At 62.7% G+C, this 16027-nt stretch carries 18 protein-coding genes and 1 riboswitch; of the genes, 9 read left to right on the top strand and 9 right to left on the bottom strand.

Annotation, left to right across the window (positions count from 1 at the left end; translation table 11 throughout):
- Window positions 1-14 precede the first annotated feature (14 nt).
- From ON753_RS15780 to ispH, 4 genes are all read right to left on the bottom strand, one after another.
- On the bottom strand, window positions 15-899 hold the full coding sequence (locus ON753_RS15780) for a diacylglycerol/lipid kinase family protein (protein ID WP_265963574.1): 885 nt from the start codon (window positions 897-899) through the stop codon (window positions 15-17).
- 111 nt (window positions 900-1010) lie between these two features.
- Complete coding sequence (gene rnhA / locus ON753_RS15775; protein ID WP_265963573.1) at window positions 1011-1463, bottom strand: ribonuclease HI; 453 nt, start codon at window positions 1461-1463, stop codon at window positions 1011-1013.
- Window positions 1460-2425: a homoserine kinase gene (gene thrB, locus ON753_RS15770; RefSeq protein ID WP_265963572.1), complete on the bottom strand. Its 966-nt coding sequence runs from the start codon at window positions 2423-2425 to the stop codon at window positions 1460-1462. The genes rnhA and thrB overlap by 4 nt, the downstream gene beginning before the upstream one ends.
- A gap of 4 nt (window positions 2426-2429) precedes the next feature.
- Window positions 2430-3428 (bottom strand): 4-hydroxy-3-methylbut-2-enyl diphosphate reductase, encoded by a 999-nt coding sequence (gene ispH, locus ON753_RS15765; RefSeq protein ID WP_265963571.1) that lies wholly within the window; start codon window positions 3426-3428, stop codon window positions 2430-2432.
- 186 nt (window positions 3429-3614) lie between these two features.
- On the opposite strand from ispH, the gene ON753_RS15760 reads away from it, so the two are divergent.
- The 6 genes from ON753_RS15760 (at window position 3615) to gcvPB (ending at window position 9873) form a co-directional block, all read left to right on the top strand.
- Window positions 3615-4196: a hypothetical protein gene (locus ON753_RS15760; RefSeq protein ID WP_265963570.1), complete on the top strand. Its 582-nt coding sequence runs from the start codon at window positions 3615-3617 to the stop codon at window positions 4194-4196.
- A gap of 145 nt (window positions 4197-4341) precedes the next feature.
- Window positions 4342-4434: riboswitch (glycine riboswitch) on the top strand.
- A gap of 183 nt (window positions 4435-4617) precedes the next feature.
- Entirely contained in the window at window positions 4618-5769 is a 1152-nt protein-coding gene (gene gcvT / locus ON753_RS15755) for a glycine cleavage system aminomethyltransferase GcvT (protein WP_265963569.1), read from the top strand.
- Between the two features lie 20 nt (window positions 5770-5789).
- Window positions 5790-6161, top strand: a complete 372-nt coding sequence (gene gcvH, locus ON753_RS15750; protein ID WP_265963568.1) for a glycine cleavage system protein GcvH — start codon at window positions 5790-5792, stop codon at window positions 6159-6161.
- 3 nt (window positions 6162-6164) lie between these two features.
- Entirely contained in the window at window positions 6165-6668 is a 504-nt protein-coding gene (locus ON753_RS15745) for an OsmC family protein (RefSeq protein WP_265963567.1), read from the top strand.
- A 269-nt stretch (window positions 6669-6937) separates the two neighbouring features.
- Entirely contained in the window at window positions 6938-8284 is a 1347-nt protein-coding gene (gene gcvPA, locus ON753_RS15740) for an aminomethyl-transferring glycine dehydrogenase subunit GcvPA (RefSeq protein WP_265963566.1), read from the top strand.
- The gene (gcvPB, locus tag ON753_RS15735) at window positions 8281-9873 is read left to right on the top strand and encodes an aminomethyl-transferring glycine dehydrogenase subunit GcvPB (RefSeq protein ID WP_265963565.1); all 1593 of its coding nucleotides are present in this window, start codon (window positions 8281-8283) and stop codon (window positions 9871-9873) included. Before gcvPA ends, gcvPB begins: the two co-directional genes overlap by 4 nt.
- 494 nt (window positions 9874-10367) lie before the next feature.
- Here the strand turns inward: gcvPB and ON753_RS15730 are convergent, their stop codons facing one another.
- Window positions 10368-11072 (bottom strand): glutathione S-transferase family protein, encoded by a 705-nt coding sequence (locus ON753_RS15730; RefSeq protein ID WP_265963564.1) that lies wholly within the window; start codon window positions 11070-11072, stop codon window positions 10368-10370.
- A gap of 132 nt (window positions 11073-11204) precedes the next feature.
- Between ON753_RS15730 and ON753_RS15725 the strand changes: the two genes are divergently transcribed.
- The 3 genes from ON753_RS15725 (at window position 11205) to tyrS (ending at window position 14071) form a co-directional block, all read left to right on the top strand.
- Window positions 11205-11618 (top strand): MarR family winged helix-turn-helix transcriptional regulator, encoded by a 414-nt coding sequence (locus ON753_RS15725; protein ID WP_265963563.1) that lies wholly within the window; start codon window positions 11205-11207, stop codon window positions 11616-11618.
- A 122-nt stretch (window positions 11619-11740) separates the two neighbouring features.
- Window positions 11741-12325 carry a hemerythrin domain-containing protein gene (locus tag ON753_RS15720; RefSeq protein ID WP_265963562.1) on the top strand — a complete coding sequence of 195 codons (585 nt, stop codon included), beginning with the start codon at window positions 11741-11743 and terminating at the stop codon, window positions 12323-12325.
- 468 nt (window positions 12326-12793) lie between these two features.
- Complete coding sequence (gene tyrS / locus ON753_RS15715; RefSeq protein ID WP_265963561.1) at window positions 12794-14071, top strand: tyrosine--tRNA ligase; 1278 nt, start codon at window positions 12794-12796, stop codon at window positions 14069-14071.
- Here the strand turns inward: tyrS and ON753_RS15710 are convergent.
- From ON753_RS15710 to ON753_RS15695, 4 genes are all read right to left on the bottom strand, one after another.
- Window positions 14030-14641 carry a DUF4166 domain-containing protein gene (locus ON753_RS15710; protein ID WP_265963560.1) on the bottom strand — a complete coding sequence of 204 codons (612 nt, stop codon included), beginning with the start codon at window positions 14639-14641 and terminating at the stop codon, window positions 14030-14032. The genes tyrS and ON753_RS15710 overlap by 42 nt on opposite strands.
- Before the next feature lie 127 nt (window positions 14642-14768).
- Window positions 14769-14978 carry a tautomerase family protein gene (locus ON753_RS15705; protein WP_265967173.1) on the bottom strand — a complete coding sequence of 70 codons (210 nt, stop codon included), beginning with the start codon at window positions 14976-14978 and terminating at the stop codon, window positions 14769-14771.
- Window positions 14979-14980: 2 nt separating this feature from the next.
- Window positions 14981-15361, bottom strand: a complete 381-nt coding sequence (locus tag ON753_RS15700) for a nuclear transport factor 2 family protein (protein ID WP_265963559.1) — start codon at window positions 15359-15361, stop codon at window positions 14981-14983.
- Window positions 15358-15969: a glutathione binding-like protein gene (locus ON753_RS15695; protein ID WP_265963558.1), complete on the bottom strand. Its 612-nt coding sequence runs from the start codon at window positions 15967-15969 to the stop codon at window positions 15358-15360. Before ON753_RS15695 ends, ON753_RS15700 begins: the two co-directional genes overlap by 4 nt.
- Window positions 15970-16027: the final 58 nt, after the last annotated feature.

The raw sequence follows: 16027 nt of genomic DNA, 5'->3' as shown, positions 1-16027 counted from the left end.
CACCCGGTGCATGATCACGGCACCAGGACCGGCACCGTCCGGTCCGTCTGGCGGATTTCCAGAGGCGTGGAACCGAAAGCATCGCCGTCGATCTGGGCCGCAACCGGGCCCGTCGAGGTGATCGTTGCCGACGAAAACGGCCTTACGGTCACCCCGCGCGCCTTATGGATCCGGCCCAGCAGCAGCGCAAGGCCGTAACCGAACGACGACAAGGGGTCGTCCCTCTCCAAGACCAGCATGTGCAGTCCGGGGTGGGTCGCCCCGCCCGGACAGATGACGAAGGGGCCGCCATAGTGCCGGGCGTTGCTGGCAACGGCGAATTTGCCGGTGAGTTGTTCTCCGTCCAGCGTGATCGTGAGATCCGTACTCTTGCGCTTCACGCCGGTGCGGATCGCCGTGATCACATAGGCGAGTTTACCGAGCCGGCGCTTCAGGTGAAGCGGCACCGCATGAACGACCTCCGCATCGAAACCGCTGGACACCATCAGCACGAAGGGGCGGCCGTTGCAAAGGCCGTAATGGAGCGCGCTTGTCTTCCGTTGGAGGATCATGTCCGCAATCGCGGCGGCATTGCGGGGCAGGGAAAGTTCCAGGGCTAGGACATTGGCCGTGCCGAACGGAATGACGGCAAGCGGCGGCGGGTCGGGATGGGTCTGAAAGCCGGTCAGCGCCTCGTTGATCGAGCCGTCGCCTCCCGCCACCACGAAGGTTCCCACCCGCAGATCCGGATCGCAGCAGACCTCACCGATTTCGCCGGCATGGCGGGTGAGCCTGATCTCGGTGCTGCAGCCACGCTTCTCGAGCCGGTCCCGGACGTCGCTCAGAACCCGGGCGTTGTATCCGCCGGAGGTTGGATCTCGCCATGATAAGCACCGGGCCAGCGTTTTCCCGCTCGGCAAGGCGAGTCGATGCAGTGGCTGACCACCAGGAAACTCTCACGTGAAATCCCCTGCTAGAGCATTTCTCGACAATATTGAATCATTTGACCGCGGCGAGGTTCGGTTTCGCGGCTATGCGCCATTCTTATACGGGGCCATGCCGCCCCGCGCCAGCGCATCCGCACGTTCATTTTCCGGATGGCCCGCGTGGCCCTTGACCCAGTGCCAGGTTACGTCGTGGCGTTGCCTTGCCGCGTCGAGAGCCTGCCAGAGATCCGCGTTCTTCACGGGCTTGTTGGCCGCGGTCCGCCAGTTCTTGCGTTTCCAGCCGTCCAGCCACTCGTGGATGCCGCTGCGGACATAGGTGCTGTCGGTATAAAGATCGATCGCGCAGGGGCGGGTGAGGGCGTTGAGGCCCTCTATGGCGGCGGTCAGTTCCATGCGGTTGTTCGTGGTGACGGCTTCGCCGCCGCACAGCTCTTTCTCGTGTTCGCCAAAGCGCAGGAGTGCACCCCATCCGCCCGGCCCGGGATTTCCCGAACAGGCCCCGTCGGTGTAGATCGCCACGCGCCTGACGCTGCTCATCGTTCCAGCCCGTATGCTTGTGCGTTGCCGACCGTCTGGTGGAAGCGGAGTTTTTTCAGATACTCCAGCGGGTCCTTCGGGGTCACCAGCGCGCCTTGCGGAACGCTCAGCCAGTCATAGAGCCTTGTCAGCAGAAACCGCAGCGCCGCGCCCCGGCAGAGGATCGGCAGCGCCTCATATTCGTCCGTTTCGAGCGGCCGGACGGATGCATATCCCTTCAGCAGCGCCCGCGCCTTCGTGACGTTGAACGAGCCGTCGTGCTCGAAGCACCAGGCATTGAGGCAGATGGCGATGTCATAGGCCAGGGCGTCGTTGCAGGCGAAATAGAAGTCGATCAGGCCGGAGAGTTCGTCGCCGAGAAAAAACACGTTGTCCGGGAAAAGATCCGCATGGATCACGCCCTTCGGCAGGTCCGCCGGCCAGTTGGCTTCCAGATAATCGAGTTCCCGGGAAATCTCCGCGCCCAGTCCCGCATGGACGCTGTCGGTGCGCGCGCCGCACTGCTCGAACAGCGGCCGCCAGCCGGTGACGTCCAGCGCATTCTTGCGGTAGCCCTCATAGTCCATGCCGTCCAGGTGCAGCTCCGCCATGGCCTTGCCCAGCTCGCTGCAATGGTCGACCCGCGGGCGCTTGACCCACATGCCTTCCAGGAAGGTCACGAGCGCGGCGGGGCGTCCCGCCAGCGTACCGAGCAGCTTGCCGTCCCGTGAGGGAACGGGCGTGGGGCAGGAGAGCCCCTTGCGCGCAAGATGCTGCAGGAGATTGAGGAAATAGGGCAGGTCGTCCGGGTTCACACGCTTTTCGTAGAGCGTCAGGATGTAGGAGGCCTTGTCCGTGTGAAGCAGGAAATTGCTGTTCTCGACCCCTTCGGCGATGCCCTTGAAGGAGAGCAGGCGCCCGACATCGTAGTTGCCGATGAAGCTGTTGAGTTCCTCATCGGTGACTTCGGTATAAACAGCCATATTCTTATCCGCTGGCGGCCTGAGCCTGGGAAAGCATGTCCCGGAGCTCGCGCGGCAGGTTGAAGGAAATCGTTTCTTCCGCTGTGCGGACGGTTTCGACGGTCACATCGAACCGGTCGGCGAAGGCGTCGATGATTTCCTCTACCAGGGTCTCGGGCGCCGAGGCACCGGCCGTCAGCCCCAGGGAGCGGATCCCCTCGAAATCCTGCCAGTCGATGTCGCTGGCGCGCTGTATGAGCACCGCGGTCCTGCAGCCCGCACGCTCGGCGACTTCCCGAAGGCGCTGCGAATTCGAGGAGTTGGGGGCGCCGACCACGATCATCGCCTCCACCCTGGGCGCCACATGCTTGACCGCTTCCTGGCGGTTCGTCGTCGCATAGCAGATGTCTTCCTTGTGCGGGGCGACGATTTCCGGAAACCGCTCCTGCAGGACGGCGACGATCCCGGCCGTATCATCGACCGAGAGCGTGGTCTGGGTGATATAGGCGAGCGTCCGGCCGGTTTTCGGCGTATAGGCGCGGGCGTCTTCTTCGGTTTCGATCAGCGTCACCGTGCCTTCCGGCAACTGGCCCATGGTGCCGATCACTTCCGGATGGCCCGCGTGGCCGATCAGGAGGATTTCCCGGTCGCGCCGGAAATGGATGACCGCTTCCTTGTGGACCTTCGAAACCAGCGGGCAGGTGGCGTCCAGATAGAACATCTTGCGCGTCTGCGCGTCCTGCGGAACCGCTTTCGGCACGCCATGGGCCGAGAACACCACCGGTCTGTCGGTGTGCTCGGCCGGAATCTCTTCCAGTTCCTCGACGAATACGGCGCCCTTGGCCTTCAGGCCGTCCACCACGAATTTGTTATGCACGATTTCGTGGCGCACATAGACGGGGCTACCGTATTTCTCCAGCGCAAGTTCCACGATCTGGATCGCCCGGTCCACTCCGGCGCAGAAGCCGCGTGGGGCGCACAGGTGGATGGAGAGGGCTGGTTTTGCTGTCGCGGTCTCTGACATGATGCACTTTCGACAAACCTTTATGCGCGCAATAAGGGCTTGCAGGTCCGCTCTGTCAAGGGAGCCGCGTCGATCTGCGCACCGATTCAGTCATATTGGCTGGACATGGCTCTACAAGTCTCGCCAAGCAAATACGTAGCTGCTATGAAGCGCAGCCAGATTGCGTTGCGTTCAAATGGGTAGAAGATGATCAGTGCATTTCAAGCCGTAGCCAAATCCAGACTGAAAACGATGTTCACCCTTGGTATCTGCGCGGCGGCTTTGAGCGGATGCGGCGCGGGTTCGGACAGTGTTGCAGGAAAGATCATCTCCGGCGGCCAGGAGCCGATCGAAATCTCTCCTGAAACCTTTGCGCCTCCGGTTTCCTGTCCGCCGATGCAGCTGAAGACAAACACCTTTCTGATCATGAAATACGCCCGGGGCAAGGAAGACCAGGCGGAAGGCCTGCTTTACCAGGCAACCATCGAGGACTGGGCAAATACCTGTACGCAGGGCGCCGACGGCCAAAGGCAAATGAAAGCCGGGTTCTCCGGCAATGTCACGCCGGGACCGGCATGGCAGGGCGGGGAAGTGATTCTGCCGCTGCGCATCGCGATCGTACCCGGCGGCAGCGGCGCGAAGCCGCTTTCCTCCGAGGTCCTGAAGGTCCCGGTGACGCTCGGCGCCGGGGCTCCGAGTGAAAAATGGACCCTGATCGAAGGGAACTTAACCGTACCGGCAAACGAGAGCGTGAAGGTCGTCTTCGGTTTTGACGAGGGCGGCCGCTGACGCCCCCTCACGGAAGAGCTGCCGGAAAAACTTGTGCACCGGCAAATATCCGGCATCAGAATGTCGCATGTTGACAAGATCATGTCTGCCTCGCACAATCGCGCCCTAAATCAGGGTCGTCCCCTGGTTGGCGTGGCAACACGCTGAAGCTTGTGCGGGAGAGGCCGGGTGAAAGGATCCCGGCGCCGAAGGAGCAACCGCCCCGGAAACTCTCAGGCAAAAGGACCGCACACTCGAAAACGCTCTGGAAAGCAGTGCTCCGCGCGAACGGATCTCGCGGACTGCTCACCGAAGGAGTAACCGCCGGGAGCCGCAAGGCGCCTTCGGGAAATCTCTCAGGTACTCGGACAGAGGGGGTGCAGACGGACGAGGCCCGCAAGGGATAGTCCGGGACTGCGCAACCCCAACGCGAGGACCCTTTATGGCGGATAACGTTGCAGACAGTGATCTGAAACAAACGCCTCTTCACGACCTTCACACGGAACTGGGCGCACGCATGGTGCCTTTCGCGGGCTATTCCATGCCGGTGCAGTACAAGTCCGGCATCATGGCCGAACACCAGCACACCCGCACGAAGGCAGGACTGTTCGACGTCTCCCATATGGGGCAGGCGCTGCTGACCGGGCCGGACCACGAGACCACCGCCCGCGCCCTGGAAGCCCTGACGCCCTCCAATTTCGTCGAGCTCGGCCGGGGCCGCCAGCGCTACACCGTGCTTCTCAACGAGGAAGGCGGCATCATCGATGATCTCATGGTCACGCGCCCGGTTTCCGAGGAAGACGACGGCAAGCTGATGCTTGTCGTCAATGCCGCTCGCAAGGAGGTCGACTACGCCCATTTCCGCGCCAATCTTCCCGAGAATGTCGAGCTTCAAGTGCTCGAGGACCGTGCGTTGATCGCAGTGCAGGGGCCTGAGGCCGTGGCGGCCGTTGCCGCCCACGCGCCCGAGGCCGCGGAGCTCGCCTTCATGTCGGCTGCGCCGATGGAATTCGACGGCATCGCCTGCCACATTGCCCGCGCCGGCTATACCGGCGAGGACGGGGTGGAGATGTCGGTGCCGGCCGGGGCGGCGGAGGCGATCGCCCGGGCGCTTCTTGCCGACAATCGCGTTGAACCGGTTGGCCTGGGCGCCCGCGACAGTCTGCGCCTGGAGGCCGGGCTCTGTCTCTATGGCCACGATATCGACGAAACCACCTCTCCGGTGGAAGGGGCCATCACCTTCTGCATGCAGAAGCGCCGCCGCGAAGAAGGCGGCTTTCCGGGCGCCGAACGTATTCAATCGGAGCTGAAGGACGGGCCGGGCCGCATCCGCGTAGGTCTTGCACTGGACGGCAAGGCGCCGGCGCGCGAGGGCGCCGAGATTGCGCTGCCGGACGGACCGGTGGTCGGAACCGTCACCTCCGGCGGCTTCGCCCCCACCGTCGGCGCGCCGATCGCCATGGGCTATGTGCCCGCGAACCACGCTGCCACCGGCACCCGGCTGGAACTGATCGTGCGTGGCCGCCGTCTGCCGGCCACCGTCGCGGACATGCCCTTCGTGCCGAACCGCTATTACCGCAAACCAAAATCCTGATTTCAACTGGACACCGAACAATGACAACCTATTACTCCAAAGACCACGAGTGGATTTCCGTGGACGGCGATGTCGCCACCGTCGGCATCACGGCCTATGCCCAGGAACAGCTCGGCGATGTCGTTTATGTCGAGCTGCCGGAGGCAGGCAAACAGCTCTCCCAGGGCGATGAAGCCGCCGTCGTGGAATCCGTGAAAGCGGCCAGCGAAGTCTATGCGCCGATTGACGGCGAAGTCGTTGCTGCCAACAACGTGCTTGCCGACGAACCGGCCAAGGTCAATGAAGATCCGGAAGGCGCCGCCTGGTTCCTGAAACTGAAGGTCGGCAATGCGGACCAGCTCAGCGAGCTGATGGACGAAGCCGCCTACAAGGCCTACGTGGAGACGCTCTGAGCGATGGCGGGGCATTATCACTCAGCCGAGGTGGATTGGACCTGCGCCGGCGACTTTGCCGCCAATGCCTATTCCCGCGCGCATGTCTGGCGCTTTGACGGCGGACTGGAAGTCCCCGCAAGCGCCTCGCCGAGTGTTGTGCCCCTGCCGTATTCGGTCGAGGCAGCTGTCGATCCGGAAGAGGCCCTCGTTGCCGCCATCTCCTCCTGCCACATGATGTCCTTTCTGCATCTGGCGCGCCGGGCAAATCTGAACGTGTCCGGCTATCGCGACCGGGCGCGGGGTGAATTGAACCGTGTGGCCAGGGGCAGAATGGCGATCACGAAGGTGGTGCTTCGGCCGGAAGTCACGCTGGCCGGCGGGGACGAGCCGGATCCGGCCCGGCTGAGCAATCTGCACGAAGAGGCGCATGGCATCTGTTTCATCGCCAACTCGGTGAAATGCGAGATTGTGGTGGAGCCCGCACCTCTCCGCCGCGTCGCGCCATCGCGCCACGCAGACGTCTGAAGGACGGGCAACCGCCAGTGTCCCACCGCACCGCGTGCGATCGCAAATCCGGCGCCTGCCCGCCGACCGTCTTGCCGCCGTGACGGCGGGTGAGACGCCGGCATTGAGACATTGGCACCGAGACTCTGGAAACGGCCACTGGCTCTTGGAAACGATTAACCGCTCCGCGAACGAGTGGGTCCCGGCTCGGCACTGCGCCCGGCCGGGACGACTGCCGGGCAATCGGCACGCCGTTCGCGGGAACAAACCTAACCTTGGGAGCAGCCCATATGCGCTACCTGCCTTTGAACGATACCGACCGCAGCGACATGCTTGCGCGGATCGGCGTCAAATCGATTGACGAGCTCTTCGCGGACATTCCCGAGAATGTCCGCCTGGAGCGCCTTTTGGACCTACCGAAACGTGCCAGCGAACTGGAAGTGGAGCGCAAGCTCTCGCACATGGCCGCGAAGAACACCTCTGCGGGCTCCGTGCCGTTCTTCGTCGGTGCCGGTGCCTACAAGCACCACGTTCCGGCTACGGTCGATCATCTGATCCAGCGGTCCGAGTTTCTGACCTCCTATACGCCTTACCAGCCGGAAATCACGCAGGGCACGCTGCAATACCTGTTCGAGTTCCAGACCCAGGTCGCCCGTCTCACCGCCATGGATGTCGCCAACGCCTCCATGTATGACGGCTCCACCGGCACCGGCGAGGCGGTGCTGATGGCGCACCGGGTGACCAAGCGCAACAAGGCGGTGCTTTCCGGCGGGCTCCATCCGCAATACCGGGAAGTCGTCGAGGGTCTCTCCAACATGGCCGGCGACAAGGTCGTCAGCCTGCCGGCCGACCCGACGGGCACCGAGGACATTCTTGCCCAGATCGATGACGAGACCTCCTGCGTCGTGGTCCAGTCGCCGTCCTTCTACGGCCAGCTGATCGACCTGAAGCCGATTGCCGAAAAGGCCCACGAGCACAATGCGCTGCTGATTGCTGTCTTCACCGAGGTGGTATCGCTCGGCCTCATCGAGCCGCCGGGAACGCAAGGCGCGGACATCGTCGTCGGCGAAGGCCAGTCCATCGGCAACGGCCTCAACTTCGGCGGCCCTTACGTGGGCCTGTTTGCCACGCGTCAGAAATATGTCCGCCAGATGCCGGGCCGGCTCTGCGGCGAGACCGTCGACGCGGAAGGCAAGCGCGGCTTCGTGCTGACGCTGTCGACCCGCGAGCAGCATATCCGCCGCGACAAGGCGACGTCCAACATCTGCACCAATTCCGGCCTCTGCTGCCTGGCGTTCACCATCCACATGTCGCTTCTGGGGCAGGCGGGTCTGACCAAGCTCGCCCGCATCAACCACGCCAATGCGGTGAAGCTGAAGAAACGCCTCGCGGACGTTCCGGGCGTGGAAGTCCTGAACAAGGCCTATTTCAACGAATTCACCATCGCCCTGCCGAAAGTGGCGGAGGATGTGGTCGAGCAGCTCAGCCAGCGCGGTATTCTCGCCGGCCTGCCGGTCTCGCGCCTGGAACCGGGCAACAAGGACCTGGCCAATCTGCTGGTCGTAGCCTCGACCGAAGTCAACACGGACGAAGACCGCGCCGCCTTTGCGGACGCACTGAAGGAGGTGCTGGCATGAGCATGAACACCCAGGGCCGTCCCACCAAACCGGGCGAATCCGACGGAGCCTTCCACCCCAAGACCTTCACCGGCAACCGCGGGCTCGACATGGAAGAGCCGCTGATCTTCGAATTCGGCTCGCTGGAAACCACCGGCGTCGATCTCGATGAAGACGAAGGTGCCGAATTCGAGCTCGGCAGCCATCAGCGCCGGTCCGAAATCGGTCTGCCGGGCCTTGCCGAACCGGAAGCCATGCGCCACTACGTGCGCCTGTCGCGCAACAACTATGCGATCGACAGCGGTCTCTATCCGCTCGGCTCGTGCACCATGAAGCACAATCCGCGGCTGAACGAGAAGATGGCCCGCCTGCCGGGCTTCGGCGACATTCATCCGCTGCAGCCGGTCTCTTCCGTTCCAGGTGCCCTGGAGCTGATCGACGAACTGGCGCACTGGCTGATGGTCTCCACCGACATGTCAGCCGTTGCCATGAGTCCGAAAGCGGGCGCCCATGGCGAACTGTGCGGCATGATGGCGATCAAGGCGGCCCATACGGCGGCCGGCCGCGATCCGAAGATCGTGCTGGTTCCCGAAAGCGCTCACGGCACCAACCCGGCCACCGCCGCGCTGCTCGGCTACAAGGTCGTCTCCATCGATGCCAAGGACGACGGCACGGTCGATCTCGGCGCCCTGAAGACCACCATTGCAGAGCACAGCGGCAACATCGCCGGCATCATGCTCACCAACCCGAACACCTGCGGGCTGTTCGAGCGGGACGTGAAGCAGATCGCCGATCTGATCCATTCGGTGGACGCCTATTTCTACTGCGACGGCGCCAACTTCAACGCCATTGTCGGCAAGGCCCGTCCCGGCGATCTCGGCGTCGATGCCATGCACATCAACCTGCACAAGACCTTTTCGACGCCGCATGGCGGCGGCGGTCCGGGCTCCGGCCCGGTGGTCCTGTCGGAGCGCCTCGCGCCCTTCGCGCCGCTGCCCTTCATCCGCAAGAGGCAGAAGGGTCTGGAACTGGTCGAGACGGAAGCCGCCACGACGAAGGATGAAAAGCCCTTCGGCCGTATGACCGCCTTCCACGGCCAGATGGGCATGTATGTGCGCGCGCTCTCCTACATGATGAGCCACGGCTCGGACGGGCTGAAACAGGCCTCGGAAGACGCGGTGCTGAATGCCAACTATATCCGCGTCGGCCTGCAGGACCTGATGAGCCTGCCTTTCGGCAAGCGTCCCTGCATGCACGAGGTGCTGTTCGACGACAGCTTCCTGAAGGACACCGGCGTCACCACACTCGATTTCGCCAAGGCGATGATCGACGAGGGCTACCACCCGATGACCATGTATTTCCCGCTGGTCGTTCACGGCGCGATGCTGATCGAGCCGACGGAGTCCGAAAGCCGGGCTTCGCTCGATCTTTTCGTCGCCACGATGCGCGATCTGGTCATGAGCGCCAAGCGCGGCGAAACGGAACGCTTCTCCGGCGCCCCCTATCTCGCCCCGCGCCGCCGCCTCGACGAAACCACCGCCGCCCGCAAGCCGGTCCTGAAATGGACCGAGCCCGAACCGGCCGAGGTGACCCCGGCCGCGGCGGAATAGTCGGACCGGCGACCAACGATCGAGAAGAAAATCTCGGCTTGAACGACCCCCCGAAAGTTGGACACGACTTTCGGGGTTTGCCGGTAAAAGCACTCTCTTTCCATCGTCCTCCCGGCCAAGCGTAGCGCGAGCCGGGATCGGAGAGCCACGAGCCCTCGCGTTGTGTTCGACAGACCTCGGTCCTCCGATCCCGGATCTCCGCTCCGCTACGTCCAGCCTCCTCTCCGAGTCACCTCGGGCGAACGACAGTGAGGCCCGGGGCCTACTCATTTCCAGAGCGCTTACAAATTGAAGCAGGAGGTCCGCCTGCAGCGTCGTTACACGCTGCGGCAAGCGGACTAGCGAGTAGGCCCCGGCTCTGCGCTGGGCCGGGGTGTCTCGGTGCCTGAACCCAGAAGTCACCACATAACGCAAGCCCGGCGCTCCGATAAGCAGGGATGACGTAGCATGTGATTTGCCACTGATCCTGCTCCCGGACATATGCAGAATTGCTTCTACTGCATCGCCACAATCCTCTCCCCGCGCTCGGCAAGGTCGAGCAGGTGAGACATCCAGCTCTCCCGCCTGCGCAGAAACTCCCGCAACAGGCCCGGATAGTCCTCAGTTACGGCCCCGATGACGGACGGGCGCTGCGAAAGCTGTTGCCGCCAGCGCCGGACACGGTCCAGCCCGTCGAAAACCCCGAGATCCGTAAACCCCTCTAAGACGTCGAAATAGCGGAAAACCGGACCGAAGGCCGCATCGACGAGGGAGAACGAAGCCCCGGCGAAGAAGGGCCCGTCCATGTCGACATGCTCCTCCAGATGGCTGAACTTCGTGCGCAGCGCCTCGGTGGCGGCCTGAAAGCCGGTATTGTCCCTGGCGTTGTAGAGCGCGCCGATGCCGTTCAGGATCTGCGAGGCGAATTCGACATAGGCCCGGTGCTTGGCCCGCTCAGTGGGATCCTGAGGATGCAGCTTTCCCGGCTGGGTTTCGTCCAGGTATTCCACGATCGGAGCCGACTCGAACAGATACCTGTCTTCGCCGACCTTCAACAGCGGCACCTTGCCGAGAGGCGAGGCGGCGCGGAACCAGTCCGGCTTGTTGCCGAGGTCGACATGGATCCGCTCGAAGGGAACGTTCTTTTCGTCGAGAACGATCGCGGCGCGCTGCACGTAAGGGCAGAGCGTGTGACTGATCAGGGTGAGAGGTAAGGACATGAGGATCTCCGTTTACATGCATCTGCATTAAAAATATATGCATTTGCATATAAATTCAATATTGATGCAACTGCATAAAGATCCTATGCCTCGAATATGAGCGAAAAGTCCTGCGAACCATCGGACCCGACAATGGTCGACGCCTGGGCTCGGCTGCAGCGCGCCAGCGGTGCCGTGCTGTCGCGGGTGGAGGCGAGGCTGAAGGCCGAAGGCTTTCCGCCGCTCGGCTGGTATGACGTGCTGCTGGAACTGCGCCGCGCGGAGAACCGGACCCTGCGCCCGGTGGATATCGAGAAGCGCACGCTGCTTGCCCAGTACAACGTCTCCCGCCTGATCGACCGGCTGGCCGCGGCCGGCTACGTGGAGAAACTGAAGGCGCCGGACGACCGCAGGGGCGTGGTCGTCCGCCTGCTTCCGGAGGGAGAGTCGCTGCTGAAATCCATGTGGCCGGTGTACCGCCAGGCCATCGAAACGGAATTCGCCACCCGTCTGGACGCGGAGGATGCGGAAGCCCTCTGGAAGATCCTGACCAAGTTGCTGCCCTGATCGACAGCCTTGAAGTTCGAAGGACCCCTGTTCGATATTGGTGAACGCACTGTTTTCGGAACTGTAACGGAGGAATGCGTATATAGACCGAAGACACAACGCGGACCCGACACAGGCAAGCCATGACCAATTCGAACCACCTCGATAAAAGAGACGGCCTGCCGGAAGAATGGCTGTATCTTCTGAAGGAATATCCTCGTGAGCGGTGGGCCTCCAGCCGCAACCTCGGCCCGCTGACGGAGTTCTGGCTGGCGCGTCACAACGGTTTCCGCCAGCTTGGGCGCAGCCTTGATGATCTGCTGGTCAAATTCCGCGAGGGGAAGATGCCGGTGAAGCAGTTCGGCGGAACCTTCGCACCGCGCCTGCAGCAGTTTCTCTCCGAGCTGCACCACCATCACATGATTGAGGACGAACACTATTTTCCTGTTTTCATGGCGGCGGAGAAGCGTCTCGTGGCTGGCTTTGAACTTCTGGAAAACGACCACGAGCTGATCCATCACCGCATCGAGACCGTCATCGGCAGCGCCAACAAGCTGCTCGGCCGGTTGCGCGAAGGCAACCGGGACAAGATTCGCCGCGCGTCCGACGACTATGCGGCAACCAGCAGCACGCTGGTCACCGGCCTGATGCGGCACCTGGACGACGAGGAAGACCTGATCGTACCGCTGATCCTCGACCGCGGCGAACACGACCTTGGTCTGTCCTGATTTGATCTTTCAGCCGTTCGCTGCGGGCAATTGAGAAAAGGAAGGTAACTCAGCGTTCTGAGGGCACTGTTCAGCGAATGGATCCCAGATCCTTCCCCCGGCGGTCATCCCCGACTCGATCGGGGATGACCTCAAGAGGTGATGTGTTGCCACTTGCCTCTCCGGGTCTCACTTGCCTTCGCCGATGAGAGCAAGAATCTCTGGTTCATGTCATGTCCTCCGGCCTCACCGGAAATTGCGTCGACACGAAGATGAACAAGAAGCTTGACTTCCGCCGGGCCGTCGCGCATTAAAAATGGCATGACCAAGACGAGCGCATCCTTCGTGTATTTTTATTACGTCACCGATATACCGGCGGCTGCGTAGGATCTTGTCAACCTCATAGAACCCTCAAAAGCCGCCGCGTCAGGCGGCTTTTTGGTTTCTGAGGAACCCGGGCTTCCTGGCGGGAAAACCAGGAAAGCGAAAATGACCAGACACATGATCGAAGCCGGGAAGCCGGCGTCTAAACTCAGATCCGAGGCGCTTGCCGTGCTTCTGGAGCGCGGGCTCGTGCACCAGTGCACGGATATCGAAGCGCTCGACAAGACCCTGTCCGACGGTCCGCTCACCGCCTATGCCGGGTTCGATGCCACGGCGGCAAGTCTGCATGTCGGCCATCTGATGCCGCTGATGACCATGCGCTGGCTGCAGAAACTCGGCCATCGGCCGATCATCGTGCTTGGCGGCGGAACCAGCCGGATCGGCGATCCGAGCTTCCGCAAGGATGCCCGGCCGATGCTTGAAGAGCGGCAGATTGCCGCCAATATCGCCACCATCCGGCGTTCGGTGGAGCGCCTTGTCGATATGGACGGGCCGGAGGGCGCGCTGCTGGTCGACAATGCGGAATGGCTGAACGAATTCCGCTTCCTGGAATTCCTGCGTGACTACGGCTCCCAGTTCACCGTGAACCGCATGATGACCTTCGACAGCGTCAAGTCGCGCCTGGAGGCGCAGCTGCCGCTGACGGTGCTGGAATTCTGCTACATGATGCTGCAGGCGGTGGATTTCCTGGAACTCGCCAAGCGCCACGACTGCGTTCTGCAGGTCGGCGGCTCCGACCAGTGGGGCAACATCGTCAATGGCGTGGAACTCGGCCGCCGGGACGGGCGCAAGCTCCACGGTCTCACCGTGCCGCTGATCACCACCGCAAGCGGTGCGAAGATGGGCAAGACGGCGGCCGGTGCTGTCTGGCTGCATCCCGAACACTTGTCGCCTTTCGGCTTCTGGCAGTTCTGGCGCAATACGGCGGACGCGGATGTCGCAAGGTTCCTGCGGCTCTTCACGGAAATCCCCATGAGCGAGATCGAACGGCTCGCCGCCCTGGAAGGAGCGGAACTGAACGAGGCCAAGAAGATCCTGGCGACCCAGGTGACGTCGATCGTCCACGGGCCGGAAGAAGCACGCGCGGCGCTGCAGCAGGGCGATGCGCTCTTTGCCGGAGACAGCGACATCCTGGAGCCGACACACACATTGCCGTTGAAGATCCTGGCGGACGGTCTGGGGCTGCTGGAACTTGTGGTGGCTGTCGGCTTTGCCACCTCCAACGGCGAGGCAAGGCGGCTTGTGGAAGGCGGCGGCGTGCGTCTCAACAATCACATCGTCGAGGATGTCCGACGGCGCATCGCGATCGGCGATCTTCAGGCCAATGACAGGCTGTCGGTTTCAGTCGGCCGCAGGCGCAAGGCGCTGGTGGGCTTCGAGTGAGGATGGATCCGCGGCGGGCTCAGCCTCCGCGACGAACTCGCTCGGCTGAAGCGTGCCTTGATATCCGAATACCTTCCCGATGAGCGGGAAGCGCACCTCGACGGAAAAATGATAGTGGCCATCAACCACACGCTCGCGCCCCAATGGCCTGGGCGCGAGCGCCGGCGGTATCCTGAGCGGGCCCAGGAGGACCTGTTCCGGCGTGAGGTCGATCCCCTCTGCGGTTGCCGTTACCCGCATCTTGAAGAGAAACGGCCCGAGCCGTTCCAGCATGCAGGGAAAGCTCTCGCGCGTGCCGGGCAACATGTCGGTCTGAAACGGTTGGCCGTCGAAACGCCGCGTCCACCGTTCGCCGGTTTCAAGTGGTTCGAAACTCGTTTCAACGGGAACGTTGCTCGCGGGCCGCGGCAGTCTGGTCAGGCGGCAGATCAATCGTGCCGCCCAGGATCGGCCCTGAGAGACGCCGGCCGTGCCCTTGGCACGTGCGGCGAAGCGGTGCATATCGCGGATCTGCGGCGGCAGCCGGTCAAATTCCTCACCCAATATGGCCCGGTAGAGAATGCGAGACATGACACCGCCCTGTCGTGCGTGAATATTTTGTGCCAGACAGATCACTGAAATGGATCCGGTGCAACCTCCGATTGGACGTGCGACGGATGGAGCCGGGCATCTTTACGGCTCCCTCCGTCGCCCGGCTCTATTCCGATCCTGGCCGTGCCCGGTATTCCTGCACCGGCAGTCCGCCGATGCCCCAGTTCTCAAACTCGACCTCCTCGATGACCACAAAGGTGGTCGATGGGTTCTTGCCGAGCACGTCGGCCAGCAAGTCGGTCGCCCCCTTGATGAGACGGGCCTTTTGGGCCGGCGTGACGCCCTCGCGGGTCACTTGGATGTTGACGTAGGGCATGCTCATGCGCTCCGGCTGGGTTTGATGTGAAAAACCTTCGACATGATCTGCCAGCGGCCGTCTTCGCGCACGAAAGTCAGGAAGTCGACGAAATCCTTGTCGCCGATGCTGCAGCGGACCCTGGCAAAGGCGGTGTTCTCGCCGGCAAGCTGGATTTCATCGATCGCGTCTTTGCGTTGTTCGCCGCGCGAGGCCGGCGACTGGCGGGCAGCGACAACCGGCACGTAATCCTCCATCGTCCGGTGCAGCGGCGGCGTCTCGTCGGCCGTCGCATAAACAGCCCTTGGGTGAAACACTTCCTGCAGAAGGGCGGTGTCGCAATGATGAAGCGCGTCGAAATAGTCCGAGAGGACGCCTTGGAGTGCATTCAGAGCGTCGCTCATGCCGCCAGTCCCTCCGCCGCGAGGGCCTTTTGGGCGGATGGCCGGGCCCTGATACGGGCGACATAGACCTCGGTGCGCGGCCAGTCGGCCAGCGAAACGCCTATGAAACCCGTCCAGTTCAGGATAACGAACGCGTAGGCATCCGCGACGGTAAAGGCACTCCCGAGGAGATAGTCGCCGCCTTTCGCCAGAAGCGCGTCGAACTGGCTGATCCTGGTCTTGAGTTTGCGGAGATTGTCGGCTTTTTCCGCCTCTGAGGCGTCCACGCCGGAGAAGTACGGGCCGAACGCCTTGTGCAACTCCGCGGTAAGGAAGCTGAGGATTTCCAGCTGCCGGAAGCGCGCGAGGCCGCCATCTTCCGGACCGGCAAGATCAGGATTCCGCTCCGCCAGCCAGGAGAGGATCGCGACGTTTTCCGTCAGCACTTCGCCGGTTTGAAGTTGCAGGGCCGGGACGTAGCCGCGCGGATTGGTAAGGGAGTATTGCGCACCCGTTTCGGTGATCCCGGCTCCGGTATCCACCTTCTCCAGTTGAAAGGACGTACCGGTTTCATTCAGCAGAATGTGCGCCGCCATGGAACAGGCGCCGGGTTTGTAGAAGAGTTTCATCGGTTGGCTCCATCGTTGGTGTCGATGGCAGGAAGGTGTTTCTAATAGTCACCATTGA

The sequence above is a fragment of the Roseibium salinum genome, assembly GCF_026240905.1.
Taxonomy (GTDB): domain Bacteria; phylum Pseudomonadota; class Alphaproteobacteria; order Rhizobiales; family Stappiaceae; genus Roseibium; species Roseibium salinum.
This window is presented reverse-complemented; position numbering and strand designations above follow the sequence as displayed.